Genomic DNA, 16,182 nt, shown 5'->3' on the forward strand with positions numbered 1-16,182 from the left:
GTTAACATATTGAATTAAAAGAATTTATCATAAGCGGTATTAAAATACCTGATCTTCGACACCGCAACCCCCACCCCCTTCTTCCCTTGCGTGAGAAGGCGGCCCGCAAACGGGGCGGATGATGCTGTCACCGAACGCGGTTCCACCTGGATCCCAAACCATGCCAAGCTCGCCGCCTTCCCGCCGCCGCGCAAGGATCACGGAATGCGCCACCTCGCCCTGCTCCTGTCGACCCTGACTCTCTTCGGGTGCGCGACGAAACCGCCCGTCGCGGCGACCGCAACTGCGCAAAGGAACCCCTGCACGAACGGCATTCTCGCCCTCTACTTCAAAGAAGGCGCGGCTGCCTTGCGGCCGCCGGTTTCCATGGAGTGGCCGGCGCGCGCGATGGAAGAATGTCCCGGCGCCGCCTTCAAGGTGGTCGGTCTGCCCGAGCCGTCCGCCGCCAGCCTGCAAGGTCGACGCGCAGAGTCTGTTGTGCTGGCCCTGCGCGCCTTCGGTATTCCGCAGCCGGTCTTCGAACTGGGCGAGACCGACGACCAGGCGCGTCCGATGCTGGAAGTCCTCGCCGACCCTGACCGCTAGCCGTACGCACATTTTGTTCTTGCTTTGTTCCGCCCCTGTGCCATGCTCTCGCTATGAAGACGGCGATGAAAGGACGCGGCGCACGCTCCAACGACTCGGGCCGGTATGAAGCCGACCGGCGCGAGGAATTCGACGACGGCTGGACGGATCAGGACGAAGCGGCCGCGCCGCTGCGCACCACCCTCTCGCCGGAACGCGCCCGCACCATCATCGCAAAGAATACGAGTCCCGACGTCGGCTTCGATCGCTCCATCAACCCTTACAAGGGCTGCGAACATGGCTGCATCTACTGCTACGCCCGTCCGTCCCATGCCTGGATGGGCCTATCCCCGGGTCTGGATTTCGAGAGCCGGATCTTCTTCAAGCCCCACGCGGCGAGTCTGCTGGAACAGGAACTCGCCAGGCCCCGATACGTCTGCAAGCGCATCCACATAGGGGGCAACACCGACCCCTATCAGCCGGTCGAGCGCGAGACCCAATCCACGCGCTCGATCCTGCAGGTCATGCAGCGCTTCCGCCAGCCGTTCAGCATCATCACCAAGTCGGTGCTGATCGCCCGCGATACCGACATCCTTGGGCCGATGGGGCGCGACGGCCTGGCTTCGGCCTTCGTCTCCATCACCACCCTGGATCGCGGTCTGGCGCGGGCGATGGAGCCGCGCGCCTCGACCCCCGCCAAGCGGCTGGAGGCCATCAGTCGTCTGGCCGACGCTGGCTGCCCGGTCGGCGTCGGCTTCGCTCCTGTCATACCCGGCCTGAACGACCACGAAATGGAAGCCATCCTTGAGGCGGCGCAGAAGGCGGGCGCCACCTCGGCCATGTATGTGACCCTGCGCCTGCCGCTGGAGATCAAGGACCTGTTTCGCGAATGGCTGGCCGACGCCCGCCCCGAACGCGCGGCTCGCGTCATGTCCCTGATCCGCCAGACGCGCGGGGGCAAGGATTACGACCCCGACTGGGCCCAGCGCATGAAGGGAACCGGCCCCGTCGCCGACCTGATCGCCGCCCGATTCAAGGCGGCGATCAAGCGCTACGGACTGGACGCGTCCCGCAGCCCGCTGGACGTGACCCAGTTCCGCGTCCCGTCCGACATGCGACCCCAGATGGACCTGTTCGACCTGGCCTCCTGACGCCTAGCGCCGGAAGATCCCGACCAGTTCGACATGGGTCGACCACAGGAACTGGTCGATGGGCGTGACCTTCTCCAGCCGGAAACCGCCCTCAATCAGGATGCGGGCGTCGCGGGCGAAGGTCTGAGGATTGCAGGACACCCCGACGATGACGCCGGCCTTGGTGCCCGGCAGTTGCTGGGTCTGTTCCAGCGCTCCGGCGCGCGGCGGGTCGATGACGATCGCCTCACAGCCCTTCAGGTCGTAGGGCGACAGCGGGCGGCGGAACAGGTCGCGCGCCTGGGCCTCGATGGTCTTCAGGCCCTGGGCCGTGGACACGCCCGCCTTCAGCGCCGCGATCGACGCCGCCGACGAATCCGCCGCGATGACGCTGGCCACCTCGGCCAGGGGGAAGGTGAAGGTGCCGGCGCCGCAGAACAGGTCGGCGACCTTCTTGGCCCCCCTCATCGCTTCCACCGCGCGGCTGACCATGGCGGCCTCGGCCGCGGGGGCCGCCTGCAGGAAGGCGGCAGGCGGCAGAGGCACGGTCGCCCGGCCAAAGGTGATGCGCGGCTGGCGCGCCATGACCAGGGTGTCGCCGTCCAGGCTCAGCCGCGCCAGACCGGCCTCGGCCGCCGCCGCGATGGCCCGCGCCGTCACGTCCGCCGTCAGCCCGCCCGACTTCTTCTCGACGCCGGTGACGTCCACATCCAGCCCGGTGTCGGTCAGGGTGACGTGCAGCGTCGGCGCCGACTTGGGGTGCCCCAGGAAGGGCGCCGCCACCTTGGCCAGCCCCGGCAGGGCCGCGATCAGGGCCGGATCGGACACCGGACAGTCGGTCAACTCGACCAGCCGCCACGAGCGCCGCGCCTTGAAGCCCAGCAGGACGCGCCCGCCGGGCCCGCTACGCGCGTGCAGCGCCAGCCGACGACGACTGGCCTGCGGCACGGCGACCGTCGCCTCGACCTCGGTCTCGATGCCCTCGCGCGCCAGGGTCTGGATCACCACCTCGCGCTTCCACGCCAGATAGGGCTCGTCCGCCCAGTGCTGCAGCGGCGCCACGCCGCATTCGGCATAGGTCTCGGAATGGATCGGGCGGCGATCCAGGCTGGCCTCGATCAGGTCGAAGGCTTCGACCCGCCCGTCCTTCACCTCGGCGGAAATCACTTCGCCCGGCAGGGCTCCCGGCACGAAGACGAAGCCGTTCGGCGTTTCGGCGATCCCGTCGCCCTGGTGGCCCATGCGGGCGATGGTCAGCGTTTGCGTCATGGCGCGGCTTCTACCCGCTCCCGCGCCGAATCTGAAACCTGAACGAAGATGAACGGGCCGATCAAAAGCCGTTCAGCTTCGCCGCCCTATTTCTGGATGCAACAGACAGGGGACCGGAGCCGTTCAGCTTGGGCATCTGTCACAGGGACAAGAACGATGTTTGATCATCTTTCCAAGAAGGTTTCCGCTGTCGCCGCCCTCGCGGTCGCCGGCTCGTTGATGGTCCCGGGCGTCGTCAGCGCCCAGACCTATGGCTACGGCTATCCCCCGGCCTACAACAGCTACGGCGCGCAGGGCCGTTACTATGATCCCTGCGTCGGCGATCAGCGGAACCGCGCCACGACCGGCGGCGTGCTCGGCGCCACCATCGGCGCCGTGGCCGGCTCTCAGCTGGCGGCGCGCGGTCGTCGTACCGAAGGCAGCGTCCTGGGCGGCGTGCTCGGCGCCGCCATCGGCGCCGGCGTCGGCAACAGTTCTGCCAACTGCGACAGCCGCTACCGCTCGTCGGGCTACAACCAGCCCTATGGTGGAACCTATGTCCCGCCGGCCTATGGCTACGACAATCGCGGCTACGACCGTCGCTACGACGACGGCTACGGCCGGGACTATCGCGAGTACAGCGACGGCTACGACCGCGGCTACACCCAGCCCGCGCCGGACTATCGCTATCAGAACACCGACGAATGCCGCCTCGCCGAGAGCGTCATTCGTCTGCCCGACGGTCGCAGCGAGACGCGCTACGTGCGCACCTGCCCCGACCAGAACGGCCGCTATCGCGTCGTCGATTAAGTTTCAGCCCCCCTGTCGATCGACGACGTGAAGAGGGCCGCCGGATCACCGGCGGCCCTCTATTACTTTTGGCGCTATGCCCGACGCGCCCACATCAGGAACTCGACGTTGCCGTCGCCGCCCGTGATCGGGCTTTCGGCGACTTCACGCACGGACCAGCCGACGCTTTCCAGCCAGGCTCGCACGCCCTCGACCGCCGCCGCATGGGCCTCGGGGTCCTTGACCACGCCCTTCTTGCCCGCGTCCTTGGGTCCGGCCCCTTCGAACTGAGGCTTGACCAGGGTGATCAGGTCCGCGTCCGGCGCCGCCAATCCCAGCGCCGCCGGCAACACCTTCGACAGGCCGATGAAGCTGGCGTCGCAGACGACCAGCGACGGCGCCTCGGGGATGGTCTCGGGCGCCAGCTCGCGCGCGTCCGTCCGCTCCAGATTGATCACGCGCGGATCGGCGGCGACTTTCGGGTGCATCTGGCCGAAGCCGACATCCACGGCGAATACCTGGGCCGCGCCACGATCCAGACAGACCTCGGTGAAGCCGCCCGTGGAAGCCCCCACGTCCAGAACCACCCTGCCCTCGACCGCCACCGGCCACAGGTCCAGCGCCCGTTCCAGCTTCAACGCCCCGCGCCCGACCCATCGGTGGGCGGCGGCATAGCCGATCTCGGCGTCCTCATTGACCGCCTGCGAGGCCGCCTTGGCGGGGGCCCCGTTCACTGTGACGCCGCCCGCCTCGATGGCCGCCTTGGCCTTGGCCCGGCTCTCAGCCAAGCCTCGCATGACCAGAAGTTGGTCCAGACGGACCGTCCTCACGCGCCGGCCATCGCGTCCAGACGCGCCAGTGCGGCCTGCAGCTTGACCTTGCCCTCTTCGGCCTCGGCCAGCTTGGCGCGCTGCTCGTCGACGACTTCAGGCGCGGCGCGCGACACGAAGTTGGGGTTGCCCAGCTTCTTGTTCACGTGGCCGATGTCGCTCTCGAAGACGGCGATCTCCTTCTCCAGACGCGCGCGTTCGGCGGTCAGGTCGATGATCCCGGCCAGCGACAATGCCGCCGTGGTTCCGCTTGAGACAAAGGTCACGGCCCCGGCAGGCGCGGCCTCGGCCACAGTGATCTCGGACACGCGCGCCAGGGTCAGCAGCAGATCGCGGTGGCGCGCGATGCGCTCGGCGGTCACGGCGTCCGGCGTGACGAAGGCCAGCGGCGGCTTGGCCGACGGCGGCACGTTCATCTCGGCGCGCAGGGCGCGGATTTCACCGACGATGTCGACCAGCCAGCCGATCTCGGCCTCAGCCGAGGCGTCGATGAAGGCGTCCGGCAGCACCGGCCATTCGGCGCCGATCAGCAGGCCGTCGCGGGCCGGGCCTTCCTTGCCCAGCTCGGCCCACAGTTCCTCGGTGATGTAGGGCATGACCGGATGCAGCAGCTTCAGCGTCTGGTCGATGGTCCAGGCGGTCATGGCCCGCGTCTCGGCCTTGGCGGCCTCATCGGCGCCGTTGAACACCGGCTTGGCCAGTTCCAGATACCAGTCGCAGAAAACGTTCCAGACGAAGCGGTACAGAGCCCCCGCCGCGTCGTCGAAACGGCCGCCTTCGATGGCGTCCGACACGGCGCGCTCGGCCTTGGTCAGCTCGCCGCGGATCCAGCGGTTGATGGTCTGTTCGACCGTCGCGGGATCAAAGCCCTCGACGCGCTTGGCCTCGTTCATCTGGCTGAAGCGTGCGGCATTCCACAGCTTGGTGCCGAAATTGCGATAACCTTCAATGCGCTGCTTCGACAACTTGATGTCGCGCGTGCCCGACAGGATGGCCATGGTGAAGCGCAGCGGGTCGGCGCCCAGTTCGTCGATGATGCCCAGGGGGTCGATGACGTTGCCCTTGGATTTCGACATCTTCTGGCCCTTCTCGTCGCGGACCAGGCCATTGATGATGACGCGCTTGAACGGGACCTCGCCCATGAAGTGCTGGCCCATCATCATCATCCGGGCGACCCAGAAGAAGATGATGTCCGCCGCCGTGACAAGATCGCTGGTCGGATAGAAGCGCTCCAGATCCTCGGTCTTCTCGGGCCAGCCCATGGTCGAGAAGGGCCACAGGGCCGAACTGAACCAGGTGTCCAGAACGTCCTCGTCCTGCGTCAGGGCCTTGCCGCCCGCCTGGGCGATCGCCTCTTCCTCAGTTTCGGCGACGTAGATCTTGCCGTCGGCGTCGTACCAGGCCGGGATGCGATGACCCCACCAGAGCTGGCGCGAAATGCACCAGGGCTCGATGTTGCGCAGCCACTCGAAGTAAATCTTCTCATAGCTCTTGGGCTCGAAGACGGTCTCACCATCCTCAACCGCCTTCAGCGCCGGCTGGGCCAGGGTGTGGGCGTCAACGTACCACTGGTCCGTCAGCCACGGCTCGATGACCACGCCCGAGCGGTCGCCGTGCGGGACGACGTGCTTGGTCTTTTCGATCTCGCGCAGCCAGTTTTCTTCCTCGGCGCGGGCGACGATGGCCTTGCGCGCGGCGAAGCGGTCCTGACCGACCAGTTCAGCCGGGATTTCCGGCACGTCCTCATTGGTGATGCGCGCGAAGGCGTCCATCACGTTCAGCGCGGCCAGACCGGCCCGCTTGCCGACGCCGAAGTCGTTGAAATCGTGCGCCGGGGTGATTTTCACCGCGCCCGAGCCCTTGGTCGGATCGGCGTAGTCGTCGGCGACGATGGGGATGCGACGGCCGGTGATCGGCAGGATGACTTCCTTGCCGACCAGACCCTTGTAGCGCTCGTCCTCAGGGTGAACCGCCACGCCAGTGTCGCCCAGCATGGTTTCGGGGCGCGTCGTGGCCACGACGATGAAGCCGCGCGTCTCGAACTCGGTGGCCTTGCCGTCCTCGTCGAAGGCGACCGGGTGCTCATAGGTCACGCCGTCGGCCAGCGGATAGGCGAAGTGCCAGTAGTGGCCGTCCTGCTCGCGCTGTTCGACTTCCAGATCGGAAATGGCGGTCTGGAAATGCGGGTCCCAGTTCACCAGACGCTTGTCGCGATAGATCAGGCCGTCCTGATGCAGCTTGACGAAGACCTTGCGGACAGCGGCGTTCAGCCCCTCGTCCAGAGTGAAGCGTTCGCGCGACCAGTCACACGACGCGCCCAGACGGCGCAGCTGGCGCACGATGGTGCCGCCCGATTCCGCCTTCCACTCCCAGACCTTCTCGATAAAGGCGTCGCGGCCCATGTCGCGGCGTCCCGGCGCACCCGCGGCGGCCAGCTGACGCTCGACCACCATCTGGGTGGCGATGCCCGCGTGGTCGGTGCCGGGCAGCCACAGCACGGCCTTGCCCTTCATCCGGTGATAGCGGGTCAGAATGTCCTGCAGCGTATTGTTCAGCGCGTGGCCGATGTGCAGCGAGCCCGTCACGTTCGGCGGCGGGATGACGATCGAATAGGCGTCGGCGGCGCCGTCAGTGGGCTTGGCGGCGCGCGGCGCGAACAGCCCGCTCTCTTCCCACTGGGCATAGAGACGCGGCTCGGCGGCCTGGGGTTCGAAAGTCTTCTCGAGCATAGGAATGTCGTTTCTTGAAATGCGAAAGGGCGGCCCCGCCGGAGCCGCCCTCAGTGACTTAGTGTCTGGTGAAGCGAAGGGCTAGCCGGCGTTGCGGGCGATGCGTTCTACTTCCTTGCGTACCTGGGCCTCGACGATGCCCGGCAGGTTGGCGTCCAGCCAGTCCTTCAGCATCGGGCGCAGCATGGCCTGGACCATGGCCTCGACCGTATTGCCGCTGACGAAGGGCAGGTCCTGCGGGGCTGCGGCGACGGGTTCGGGCTTCTGGAAGGTGGCGGCCAGACCGGCGAAAGCCGAGGCGGCGCTGGCGGCGGCGCTTTCACCGACCAGGGAATCATAATCAGGCGCCGCAGCCGGCGCGGGGGTGGGCTCAGGTTCGACGGCGGGGAACGGCGCTACGTCGGCCACGTCCAGATCGCCGATCGACTGGGCCGCCGGGGCTTCATAGCGCTCGGTCAGTTCCAGAACCTCGTCTTCAACGACCGCAGGTTCTTCGGCCAGAGGCGCAGCCTCCAGCACGGGCTCGGGCACGACCTCCACGACCGGTTCCGGCGCCGCGGCAGCGGTTTCAGCCGGAGCGTCGTCTTCAGAGATGATCCGGCGAATCGACGCCAGAATCTCTTCCATCGTCGGTTCCTGGGCGGTCTGGTCGGTCATGTCAGAACCTTGAAGGCTGAACCTGGAGGGACCGCCGACGGGCGCAAAGCGGCGCGACGATCAGGGCCGGACAAACAGACTCGCCCTCCCCTTGCCTCTGTCGTCGCACCAACGCCCGCCGGAATCAACGGACGTTTTCGCCTGTCAGGCTAATCCCCGCGTCAATTGCCGGGAGCGGTGCGGACGATTTCGCTCTTCAGCTGGGTGTCGATCGGCGCGTCCTCGGCGTCGGCCGCCGGGGTGATCACCGGCGAAGCGACGCGATCCAGGGCCTCGACAGCGCCGTCCCACGGCAGGCCGCCACGGTTGCGCACAGCATCGTAATTGGCCTCGGCGTCATAGACTTCGATCGCCGGGTCGAGGTTCGGTCCGCCCAGACGGCCCATGGCGGCCAGCAGTTGAGCCTGGGCCACGTACTGATTGCGATGGGCGCTGGCCAGGGTGACCTGAGCCGAGCGCAGCTCCAGCTCCTGGTTCAGCACGTCAAGCGTGGTGCGCAGGCCGACCTGGGCCTCCTGACGCACGCCCTCGGCGGCGACCGAGGCGGCGCGGACAGCCTGCTCGCCGGCCTGCAGGGTCGACTTGGCGGCGACGGTCTGGGCGTAGGCCGAGCTGACGCTCTGCAGCACGCCGCGACGCTCGCCCTCGACGCCGATCTGGGCCGCGTTGGCGCGTTCCAGCGCCTGGGCCACGCGCGAACGGTTCAGACCGCCGGTGAACAGCGGCACCGACACCGTCGCGCCGGCGGTGAAGCTCGTGCGATCCGTCAGGTCAAAGCCAGACAGATCATTCGCCGTTCCGCCGTAGGAGGCGTTCAGGCGCGCCGACGGACGATACTCGGCGCGGGCCGCCGCCACATTGGCCTCGGCGGCTTGCAAGGCATAGGTCGCGGCGCGAACCCCGGGGTTCTCGATCAAGGCCACGTCCAAGGCGGCGTCGAAGTCGGCGGGCAGGCCCGGCAGAACCGGCAGGGTTTCCATATTGGTCGGCGCCTGGCCGACCACAGCGGCGTAGGCGGCGCGCGACACCGACAGCTGGGCCTGGGCGTTGGCCAGATCAGCGTCCGACTGGGCCAGGCGGGCTTCCGACTGCGCCACGTCGGTGCGGGTGATTTCGCCGACTTCGAAGCGGGCGTTGGATTCGTCCAGCTGACGGCGCAGGACCGTGAGGTTTTCCTGACGGATGCGCAGGATCTCCATGTCGCGAACGACATCGGCATAGGCCTGAATGACCGAGGTCATCACCTGTTGCTCGACTTCGCGCAGATTTTCACGGCCAGCGCGGACATTGGCCTCGGCGGCGTCAATGCCGCGCGCGGTGCGACCGGCGGTCCAGATGTTCTGCGCCAGGCTGACGCTGGCGGTTGCGCCGTCGCTCTCGACCACGCCGACGCCGTCGGTGTCCACGCGGCTGTAATCGACGCCGGCCGAGGCGCTGATGGTCGGGCGCAGGCCCGAACGCGCCTGGACGATGGTCTCGTCCAGCGCCCGCTGGTTGGCGCGTTGCGCCAAAAGCGTCGGATTGGTGCGATAGGCCAGACCAATCGCGTCCTTCAGCGTCTCGGCCCCGGCCGGAGCCGCACCGGCTCCCATGGCCAGAGTGATGAGAGCGACCGAAGCCAGCGCGCGCGAGCGTTTCAACATGAACCTGTTCCTGCCTGACGCCCCCGACGGCGCGCCCCGTAATGCCTGAATGGCGTAGTTGGAGATTATGCCCGTCCTGCGCCAGTTAAGTTTTTTTCACGCAGCCGACGCGCGTCTCCGTCGCGCCCTTTGGCCTAGAGCGCGAAGGCCGGCGTCGGAATCAGTTCCGACAGAACCGGCGGCGCACAGTCGAACAGTTCACGACGCGACACGCCTTCGCGACCGCGGACATAGAGGACGGCCTTGCCGATCGGACCGGCCCGCTCGACCACGGCCAGACGGCCGCCGGGACGCAGGGCCGCGATCCACGATTCGGGGCGAGCCGGCACGGCGGCCTCGCTGACGATCAGGTCATAGCCTTCGCCTTGCGGCTGGCCCAGAGGCGCAACCACGGTCGAGACGCCTTCATCAGCCAAGGCGGCGCCCGTCACCTCGAACACGGCGGCGTCCGATTCCTGGGCCGTGACCGTCAGACCCATGCGCGCCAGAACGGCGGCGGCGTAAGGGCCGGCCAGAACCAGAGCCTTTTCACCCGCGCGAGCATCCAGGGCCTGCATCAGCTTGCCCAGATCGCGCGGCAGCATCAGGCGCCGATCGCCCGCGATTTCCGGCTCGATGTCGGCATAGGCGGAGAAGGCGCGGTCGGCGGCGCAGAAGCGCTCACGCTCAACGGCGCCGAGGGCGGCCTGCAGGTCGCGGTCCGTGACGTCGTTCACACGGACCTGCGAGTCCAGCATGACCTTGCGTGCAGCGGCGAAATCCATGGTTCCGAGGTCCTTCAGGTCGGCGTAAGCGAAAAATCTGCGGCGCTTATAGGTCCGCGCGTTGCAGCCGACAATCCGATCTGATAGCTGACGCCCCTCGCGATGGTTCGGGGCTCGGTTTCGAGACCCAAATGGCCTGATGGCGGAGTGGTGACGCAGAGGACTGCAAATCCTTGCACCCGGGTTCGATTCCCGGTCAGGCCTCCATCGCGACAAACAGTCAGCCGCCCTTCGGGGCGGCTTTCTTGTTTCTGGGCCTACTTTCCTGCCCTGCGATTCCAGCCGTCGTCCTTGTTCGCCCTATCGCGCTCAACAGAGGTGGCGTCCGGCTCGCCGTCCGCGTCCCGATCCGTAAATCGACGAGGCTGCACGAAGGCGAAACCCGCGCCCGCGACCACGAAGGCCAGCGCGCCGATCAGAATCAAAGTCGACAACTGGTCCATGTCGCCCTCCTTGGCTTCTTGGATCCAACGCCTTCGACCGACTTCCGCTCCGCGCCGACGACCTCAGACCGCGCCTGCGGTCGTCAGATGATGCAGCGCCACCGCGCTGGTCGCCGCCACGTTCAGGGAATCAAAGCCGCCCGACATGCGAATGCCCAGGGGCCGGCACCGCGCTATGACCTCCGCAGGCAGGCCCGGCCCTTCCGAGCCCAGCAGAATCGCCGTCCGACGCGCGGGCTTGAGCTCCGACAGGGTTTCAACCGCCGACGGCGTCAGGGCCAGAACCTCGAATCCCCGCGCCTCCAGCGCCTCGACCATGGCCGCCGCCGTCACGCCCTCGACGAAGGGCGTCCGCAGCACTGCCCCGACCGAGACCCGGATCGCCTTCCTGTAGAAGGGGTCGCAGCAGGTCGCGTCCAGAAGCAGGCCCGCCGCGCCGAACGCCGCCGCATTGCGGAACAGGCCGCCCATGTTGTCGTGATTGCCGATGCCGCAGGCGCCCACCACCACGGCGCGCTCAGGCAAGCTGTTCAGAAAGGCCTCCAGAGCAAACGGCTCGGGCTTGCGCCCCAACGCCAGGATTCCGCGATGCAGATGGAAGCCGGCGATACCGTCCAGCACTTCCTGCGGCGCCGTATGGACGGGCACGTCGCCGGGCAGCCGCTCCAGAATCTCGCGCAGCGCCTCCAGCCGCTTCTCGGCGATCAGCACCGCCACCGGCACGCAACGTGACGACGGCGACGTCAGCACACGCAGCACCACCTCCCCCTCGGCCACGAACAGACCCTGACGCCCCGTCAGGTCGCGCTCCTTGACGTCGCGAAAGGCGGAAATGCGAGGATCATCGACATCGAAAACAGGGATCAAATTCATGCTGCAGCTTCTATCGCACCCCTCCTGAAATATTTCGGCGTTTTTCTGCACTTTGCCCGTTGCGTGAATCAAAAAGGCCTTGCTATACAGCGGCCTCCCCCGAGGGGACGTTCCGCGGTAGCTCAGTGGTAGAGCAGCCGACTGTTAATCGGCTGGTCGTAGGTTCGAATCCTACCCGCGGAGCCACTCGGGGGATTGAAATCCCTAAACAATCTGACGACGAGACCGGAGCACTCCGTTCTAGCTTGGCCGTTTAGAACGGCGTTTAGAACGGTATTTTTGGACGAAATCGCCCTACTTTCTCGTTCGCTTCACATTGTCTTGAGCGCGAATCCCGACCGCATCGTTACGGTGATGAAGTAGCGGGGCGGACCACCCGGCGCTTCCAAGGCATGATCGTCCTCCTTTCAGGGAGGCATCATGGGGCAGTTTCCGGTGAAGCGATTTCTGCGCACGCCTGAGGCAGGTCGGTATCTCGGACTGTCCGGCCGCACGCTCGAAAAGCATCGAACCTATGGCACCGGCCCCATCTATCGGAAGCTTGGCGGCAGGGTCGTCTACGATATGGAAGACCTCGCCGAGTGGGCCGATCGCGGCCTTCATCGATCGACCGGTGAATCTCACCTCGGACCTCACCCCGCAGCTCCGAGAGCAGAAGGCGCGCCTCCTGTCCGACACCGAGCGACTCAGGGATAGCGGGGGGTGGCGAAATCGCCTTCCGCACCCGTGCAATAGACCGCCCTCGGGACGAACCCTCTCCTCCCAAAAGGACCTCATGGCGCGACAACCCAGGATCTCGACCAGGTTTTCAGCAGCCGGCCTCGTCCATGTTGGCGCGCCTCGCCTAGCGGACCTGCTGATCGAGGCCGGCGCCGGGATCGCCAATCTCAAGCGCCAGATTCGTCTTGAACTGGCGGCTGAAGCCAGCCCAGACCTCCTCGCCCTTGAGATCAACCAGCGCATCACCGCCGTCTCCGTCGCCCGCACACGTGTATCCTGGCGCAAGCGCGGCGAACTGATTGAAGACCTGAGGACGCACCGCGAAATGATTGTGGAGCGACTGGCGTCCGAGGTCCTCCTTCCCTGCCCCAACCCCACAGCCTCTCCCCTAAGCGGGGGTGGACGGCGAAGGCGTCCTGCCGGACGCGCCCTACAAGTCGGGCGTCATCCGAAGGGCAGGAGCGAAGCGGAGGAGCGGCCAGGGGCCGCTTGGCGCGCGCAGGGGCGCGTCCAGAAGGGCGCATCGGCCGCCTCCCGCTTCAGGGAGAGGCCAAAACAAAGCCGCCGCGCGAACGCGCGGCCACCGTCAAAGGGGGCGTTGCGGGGGGCGCCCCCCTTGCTCGAAGAAGTAGCGGGAGACCGCGCGCGGGCTCCCGCTCAGGGAAAGGCCTTCCCCTCCACAGCTTTTCGATCGCTCGAATGACCCCGGGTTTGGATCGAGATGAAATTCCCCTTCCCGGAACCCTGGTCTATGGAGGTGGAACGAGGACGCGCGGGGACGGGTGAGAATGATCGCGAGGGGTTCGGAATGGCGTCGCTGGGAGCCGCATATTCATGCGCCCGGCACCGTGTTGAACAACCAGTTCGGCGGGCCCGACCCGTGGGGCGACTACATCTCGGCTCTCGAAAGCCAGACCCCGAAAATCGAAGCGATCGCGGCGACGGACTATTATGTCACAGACACTTACGAGGAACTGCTCAACTATAAGGCAGGCGGACGCCTCGGCGATGTCCAACTCATCTTCCCCAACATAGAGGTTCGCCTCGACGTCGCGGCGAAGAACGGCTTCGTCAATCTTCATCTTCTGATCAGTCCGGAAGATCCCGAACATCTGGCCGAAGTTCAGCGCCTCCTCGCGCGATTGCATTTCCAGGCCTTCGAGGATCATTTCGGCTGCACCCGCTCGGAACTGATCAGGTTGGGCCGACGCGCCAACAGCGCGCTGGTCGATGACCGCGCAGCGCTTGCGCACGGCGCCACGCAATTCAAGGTGAGCTTTGCGCAGCTCCGCGAAGTGCTCGGCGGCAATGACTGGGCCCGGCGGAACATTCTCGTCGCGGTGGCGGGTGGTTCGAACGACGGCACGTCCGGCGTGCGCCAGGCCGCCGATGCGACAGTTCGCCAGGAGATCGAGAAATTCGCCCATGTCATCTTCTCGAGCAGCCCGAAGGATCGGTCGTTCTGGCTCGGCGAGGGCGTCGTATCGGCAGAGCAGCTCCGCGAGAACTACGCCGGGCGCAAGCCCTGCCTGCACGGCAGCGACGCGCATGATCATTCGGCCGTCGGGCAACCCGCCAACGACCGCTACTCCTGGATCAAGGGGGCGCTGACGTTCGACGCGCTTCGACAGGCCTGCATCGATCCGGGCGGGCGCGCCTTCGTCGGCGCTGAACCGCCGCGCACGGCCATGCCGTCGCAGGTCATCGCCGAGGTCGCAATTGCCGGCGCGGCGTGGGCCGCGACCCCGGTGATCCCGCTCAACCCGGGATTGGTGGCGATCATCGGCGCCCGCGGGTCGGGCAAGACGGCGCTGGCCGACATCGTTGCGGCCGCGTGCGACGCGATTCCGTCCGCAACCTGGAACGCCGATGAATCGATCAGCCCTTCATTCCTCGTCCGTGCCCGACCGCTGATCGGCGAGGCGAAGGCGACACTGAGCTGGGGCGGCGGAAGCCAAACGAGCCGCTTTCTCGATGGACGGGATGCAAACGGACCGCTTTCCTTCAAACGGGCACGCTATCTGTCGCAGCAGTTCGTCGAGGAGCTTTGCTCGTCGAAAGGCGCTTCCGAAGGCCTGATCCGCGAAATCGAACGCGTCATCTTCGAGGCCCATCCGCAGGACGAGCGCGAGGGTGCGGTGAATTTCGCGCAACTCCGCGAACAACGGACTTTCCGCTACCAGCAAGCGCGGCGGCGGGAAGCCGAAGCGATCGCCGACATTTCAGAGCGCATCGCCGACGAGTTCGAAAAGGAGGCGCTCGTTCCGGTGCTGGAGAATCAGGCCGCGCAGAAGCGCGCCATGATCGAGGGCTATACGCTGGACCTCTCCAAGCTCGTCATTAAGGGAACCGAAGAGCAGGCGGCAAGGCATACGGCGTTGAACCAGGCCGCCCAGGCGATCAACGCGACCATCCAGAATTTCGCGAACCAGCGCCGCACATTTGTGGCGATGCAGGACGAGGTCCGCAGCATGCGCGCGACAAAGGCGCCGGAGATGTTGCGCGAGGCGCAGACCCGCTATCCGGGGAGCGGACTCGATGGCCTGCAATGGGAGGATTTCCTGCTGGTCTACAAGGGCGACGTCGACGCCGCCCTGACCGGATATATCCAATGGGCCGACGAGCGGATAGCCGCCCTCACTGGAACTCCCCTTCCCCCCGGCGATCCGAAGGTTCCGCTGATCGCCGACGGCGCCGATCTCGCCGCGCTCCCGCTCGCGCTAATCAAGGCGGAGATGGCGAGGCTCGAGCAGCTCATCAGCGCCGACACGCTCGTCCGCAATCAGTATACGGCCCTTTCGGCGCGCATCGCCCAGGAAAACAGCCAACTACTGGCAATCGGGACGCAGCTGATCGACGCCCAGGGGGCGATCGAGCGCCGCAGACTGCTGCAGGCGGAAAGAGACGCCGCCTATGGTCGCGTCTTCGACGCCGTCGTCAGCGAGCAGGCGACGCTGGCCGAACTCTACGCCCCGCTGATGAAACGCCTGTCTGAGGAGACCGGAACCCTCAAGAAGCTGGGTTTCTCCGTGACGCGCGTGGTGGACACCGCCAGCTGGGGTCATATCGCCGAGGAACATCTGATTGATTGCCGCAAGGCCGGGCCGTTTTATGGACGCGGCTCGCTGATCAAGGTGGCCGAAGCCGATCTGAAGCCGGCCTGGCAGACGGGCGCGTCTTCGGACGTGCAGGCGGCGATGACGGCGTTCATCGGCACCTACACGCGCGATATACTGGCCCATGCCCCCTATGCGCCGACGCAGCAGGTGGAGTTCCGGGCCTGGTCGAGACAGTTCGCGCAATGGCTGTTCGGGACCGACCATATCTCCGTGCGCTACGAGATCGCCTATGACGGCGTCGACATCCGGAAGCTCTCGCCGGGCACCCGGGGCATCGTGCTGCTGCTGCTTTATCTCGCACTCGACGACGGCGACGATCGTCCGCTGATCATCGACCAGCCAGAGGAGAATCTCGACCCGAAGTCTGTCTTCGACGAACTTGTGTCCTTGTTCATCGAGGCGAAGGCGAAACGCCAGGTCATCATGGTGACGCACAACGCCAACCTCGTCATCAACACGGACGCCGACCAGACCATCATCGCCGAGAGCCGTCCCGATAAGAGCGGCGGCCTCCCGACGATCCGCTACATCAGCGGCGGACTTGAGGACGAGCCGATCCGAAAGGCGGTCTGCGATATCCTGGAGGGCGGCGAGGAAGCCTTCCGCGAGCGGGCCCGCCGCATGCGGGTTCGCCTCAGGCGCTGACGGCGGAGCTTCACGCGTGACCGGTTGG

Annotated in this window: 14 protein-coding genes and 2 tRNA genes; 8 read left to right on the forward strand and 8 right to left on the reverse strand. The window is 66.5% G+C overall.

Features of this window, described 5'->3' with window-relative positions; all coding sequences use genetic code 11:
* The first annotated feature begins 204 nt into the window (after positions 1 to 204).
* Positions 205 to 585 carry a hypothetical protein gene (locus ACI2KI_RS02970; protein WP_404617584.1) on the forward strand — a complete coding sequence of 127 codons (381 nt, stop codon included), beginning with the start codon at positions 205 to 207 and terminating at the stop codon, positions 583 to 585.
* A 53-nt stretch (positions 586 to 638) separates the two neighbouring features.
* Entirely contained in the window at positions 639 to 1,715 is a 1,077-nt protein-coding gene (locus tag ACI2KI_RS02975) for a PA0069 family radical SAM protein (RefSeq protein WP_404617586.1), read from the forward strand.
* Positions 1,716 to 1,718: 3 nt separating this feature from the next.
* On the opposite strand, the gene ACI2KI_RS02980 is transcribed toward ACI2KI_RS02975, so the two are convergent.
* On the reverse strand, positions 1,719 to 2,963 hold the full coding sequence (locus ACI2KI_RS02980; RefSeq protein WP_404617588.1) for a class I SAM-dependent RNA methyltransferase: 1,245 nt from the start codon (positions 2,961 to 2,963) through the stop codon (positions 1,719 to 1,721).
* Between the two features lie 156 nt (positions 2,964 to 3,119).
* Between ACI2KI_RS02980 and ACI2KI_RS02985 the strand changes: the two genes are divergently transcribed.
* Complete coding sequence (locus ACI2KI_RS02985; protein ID WP_312061849.1) at positions 3,120 to 3,752, forward strand: glycine zipper 2TM domain-containing protein; 633 nt, start codon at positions 3,120 to 3,122, stop codon at positions 3,750 to 3,752.
* 74 nt (positions 3,753 to 3,826) lie between these two features.
* Here ACI2KI_RS02985 and ACI2KI_RS02990 read toward each other — a convergent pair whose 3' ends face one another.
* From ACI2KI_RS02990 to ACI2KI_RS03010, 5 genes are all read right to left on the reverse strand, one after another.
* Positions 3,827 to 4,561 carry a TlyA family RNA methyltransferase gene (locus ACI2KI_RS02990; RefSeq protein ID WP_404617590.1) on the reverse strand — a complete coding sequence of 245 codons (735 nt, stop codon included), beginning with the start codon at positions 4,559 to 4,561 and terminating at the stop codon, positions 3,827 to 3,829.
* The gene (locus ACI2KI_RS02995; RefSeq protein ID WP_404617592.1) at positions 4,558 to 7,290 is read right to left on the reverse strand and encodes a valine--tRNA ligase; all 2,733 of its coding nucleotides are present in this window, start codon (positions 7,288 to 7,290) and stop codon (positions 4,558 to 4,560) included. The genes ACI2KI_RS02990 and ACI2KI_RS02995 overlap by 4 nt, the downstream gene beginning before the upstream one ends.
* A gap of 81 nt (positions 7,291 to 7,371) precedes the next feature.
* On the reverse strand, positions 7,372 to 7,947 hold the full coding sequence (locus ACI2KI_RS03000) for a DUF2497 domain-containing protein (protein WP_404617595.1): 576 nt from the start codon (positions 7,945 to 7,947) through the stop codon (positions 7,372 to 7,374).
* 161 nt (positions 7,948 to 8,108) lie between these two features.
* Positions 8,109 to 9,590: a TolC family outer membrane protein gene (locus ACI2KI_RS03005; protein WP_404617597.1), complete on the reverse strand. Its 1,482-nt coding sequence runs from the start codon at positions 9,588 to 9,590 to the stop codon at positions 8,109 to 8,111.
* Between the two features lie 134 nt (positions 9,591 to 9,724).
* On the reverse strand, positions 9,725 to 10,354 hold the full coding sequence (locus ACI2KI_RS03010; protein WP_404617599.1) for a protein-L-isoaspartate O-methyltransferase: 630 nt from the start codon (positions 10,352 to 10,354) through the stop codon (positions 9,725 to 9,727).
* Between the two features lie 133 nt (positions 10,355 to 10,487).
* On the opposite strand from ACI2KI_RS03010, the gene ACI2KI_RS03015 reads away from it, so the two are divergent.
* Positions 10,488 to 10,561, forward strand: a tRNA-Cys gene (locus ACI2KI_RS03015).
* 50 nt (positions 10,562 to 10,611) lie between these two features.
* Here the strand turns inward: ACI2KI_RS03015 and ACI2KI_RS03020 are convergent.
* Positions 10,612 to 10,797 (reverse strand): hypothetical protein, encoded by a 186-nt coding sequence (locus ACI2KI_RS03020; protein WP_292082949.1) that lies wholly within the window; start codon positions 10,795 to 10,797, stop codon positions 10,612 to 10,614.
* Between the two features lie 63 nt (positions 10,798 to 10,860).
* Positions 10,861 to 11,670, reverse strand: coding sequence for a TrmH family RNA methyltransferase (locus ACI2KI_RS03025; RefSeq protein WP_404617601.1), 810 nt, complete (start codon positions 11,668 to 11,670; stop codon positions 10,861 to 10,863).
* Positions 11,671 to 11,781: 111 nt separating this feature from the next.
* On the opposite strand from ACI2KI_RS03025, the gene ACI2KI_RS03030 reads away from it, so the two are divergent.
* From ACI2KI_RS03030 to ACI2KI_RS03045, 4 genes are all read left to right on the forward strand, one after another.
* Positions 11,782 to 11,856, forward strand: a tRNA-Asn gene (locus tag ACI2KI_RS03030).
* A 234-nt stretch (positions 11,857 to 12,090) separates the two neighbouring features.
* Positions 12,091 to 12,366 (forward strand): helix-turn-helix transcriptional regulator, encoded by a 276-nt coding sequence (locus ACI2KI_RS03035; RefSeq protein ID WP_404617603.1) that lies wholly within the window; start codon positions 12,091 to 12,093, stop codon positions 12,364 to 12,366.
* 79 nt (positions 12,367 to 12,445) lie between these two features.
* Complete coding sequence (locus ACI2KI_RS03040; protein ID WP_404617605.1) at positions 12,446 to 13,093, forward strand: DUF6880 family protein; 648 nt, start codon at positions 12,446 to 12,448, stop codon at positions 13,091 to 13,093.
* Between the two features lie 85 nt (positions 13,094 to 13,178).
* The gene (locus ACI2KI_RS03045; protein WP_404617607.1) at positions 13,179 to 16,154 is read left to right on the forward strand and encodes a TrlF family AAA-like ATPase; all 2,976 of its coding nucleotides are present in this window, start codon (positions 13,179 to 13,181) and stop codon (positions 16,152 to 16,154) included.
* The last annotated feature ends 28 nt before the right edge of the window (positions 16,155 to 16,182 follow it).

It is taken from the genome of Brevundimonas sp. NPDC046655 (assembly GCF_044901625.1).
Lineage (GTDB): Bacteria > Pseudomonadota > Alphaproteobacteria > Caulobacterales > Caulobacteraceae > Brevundimonas.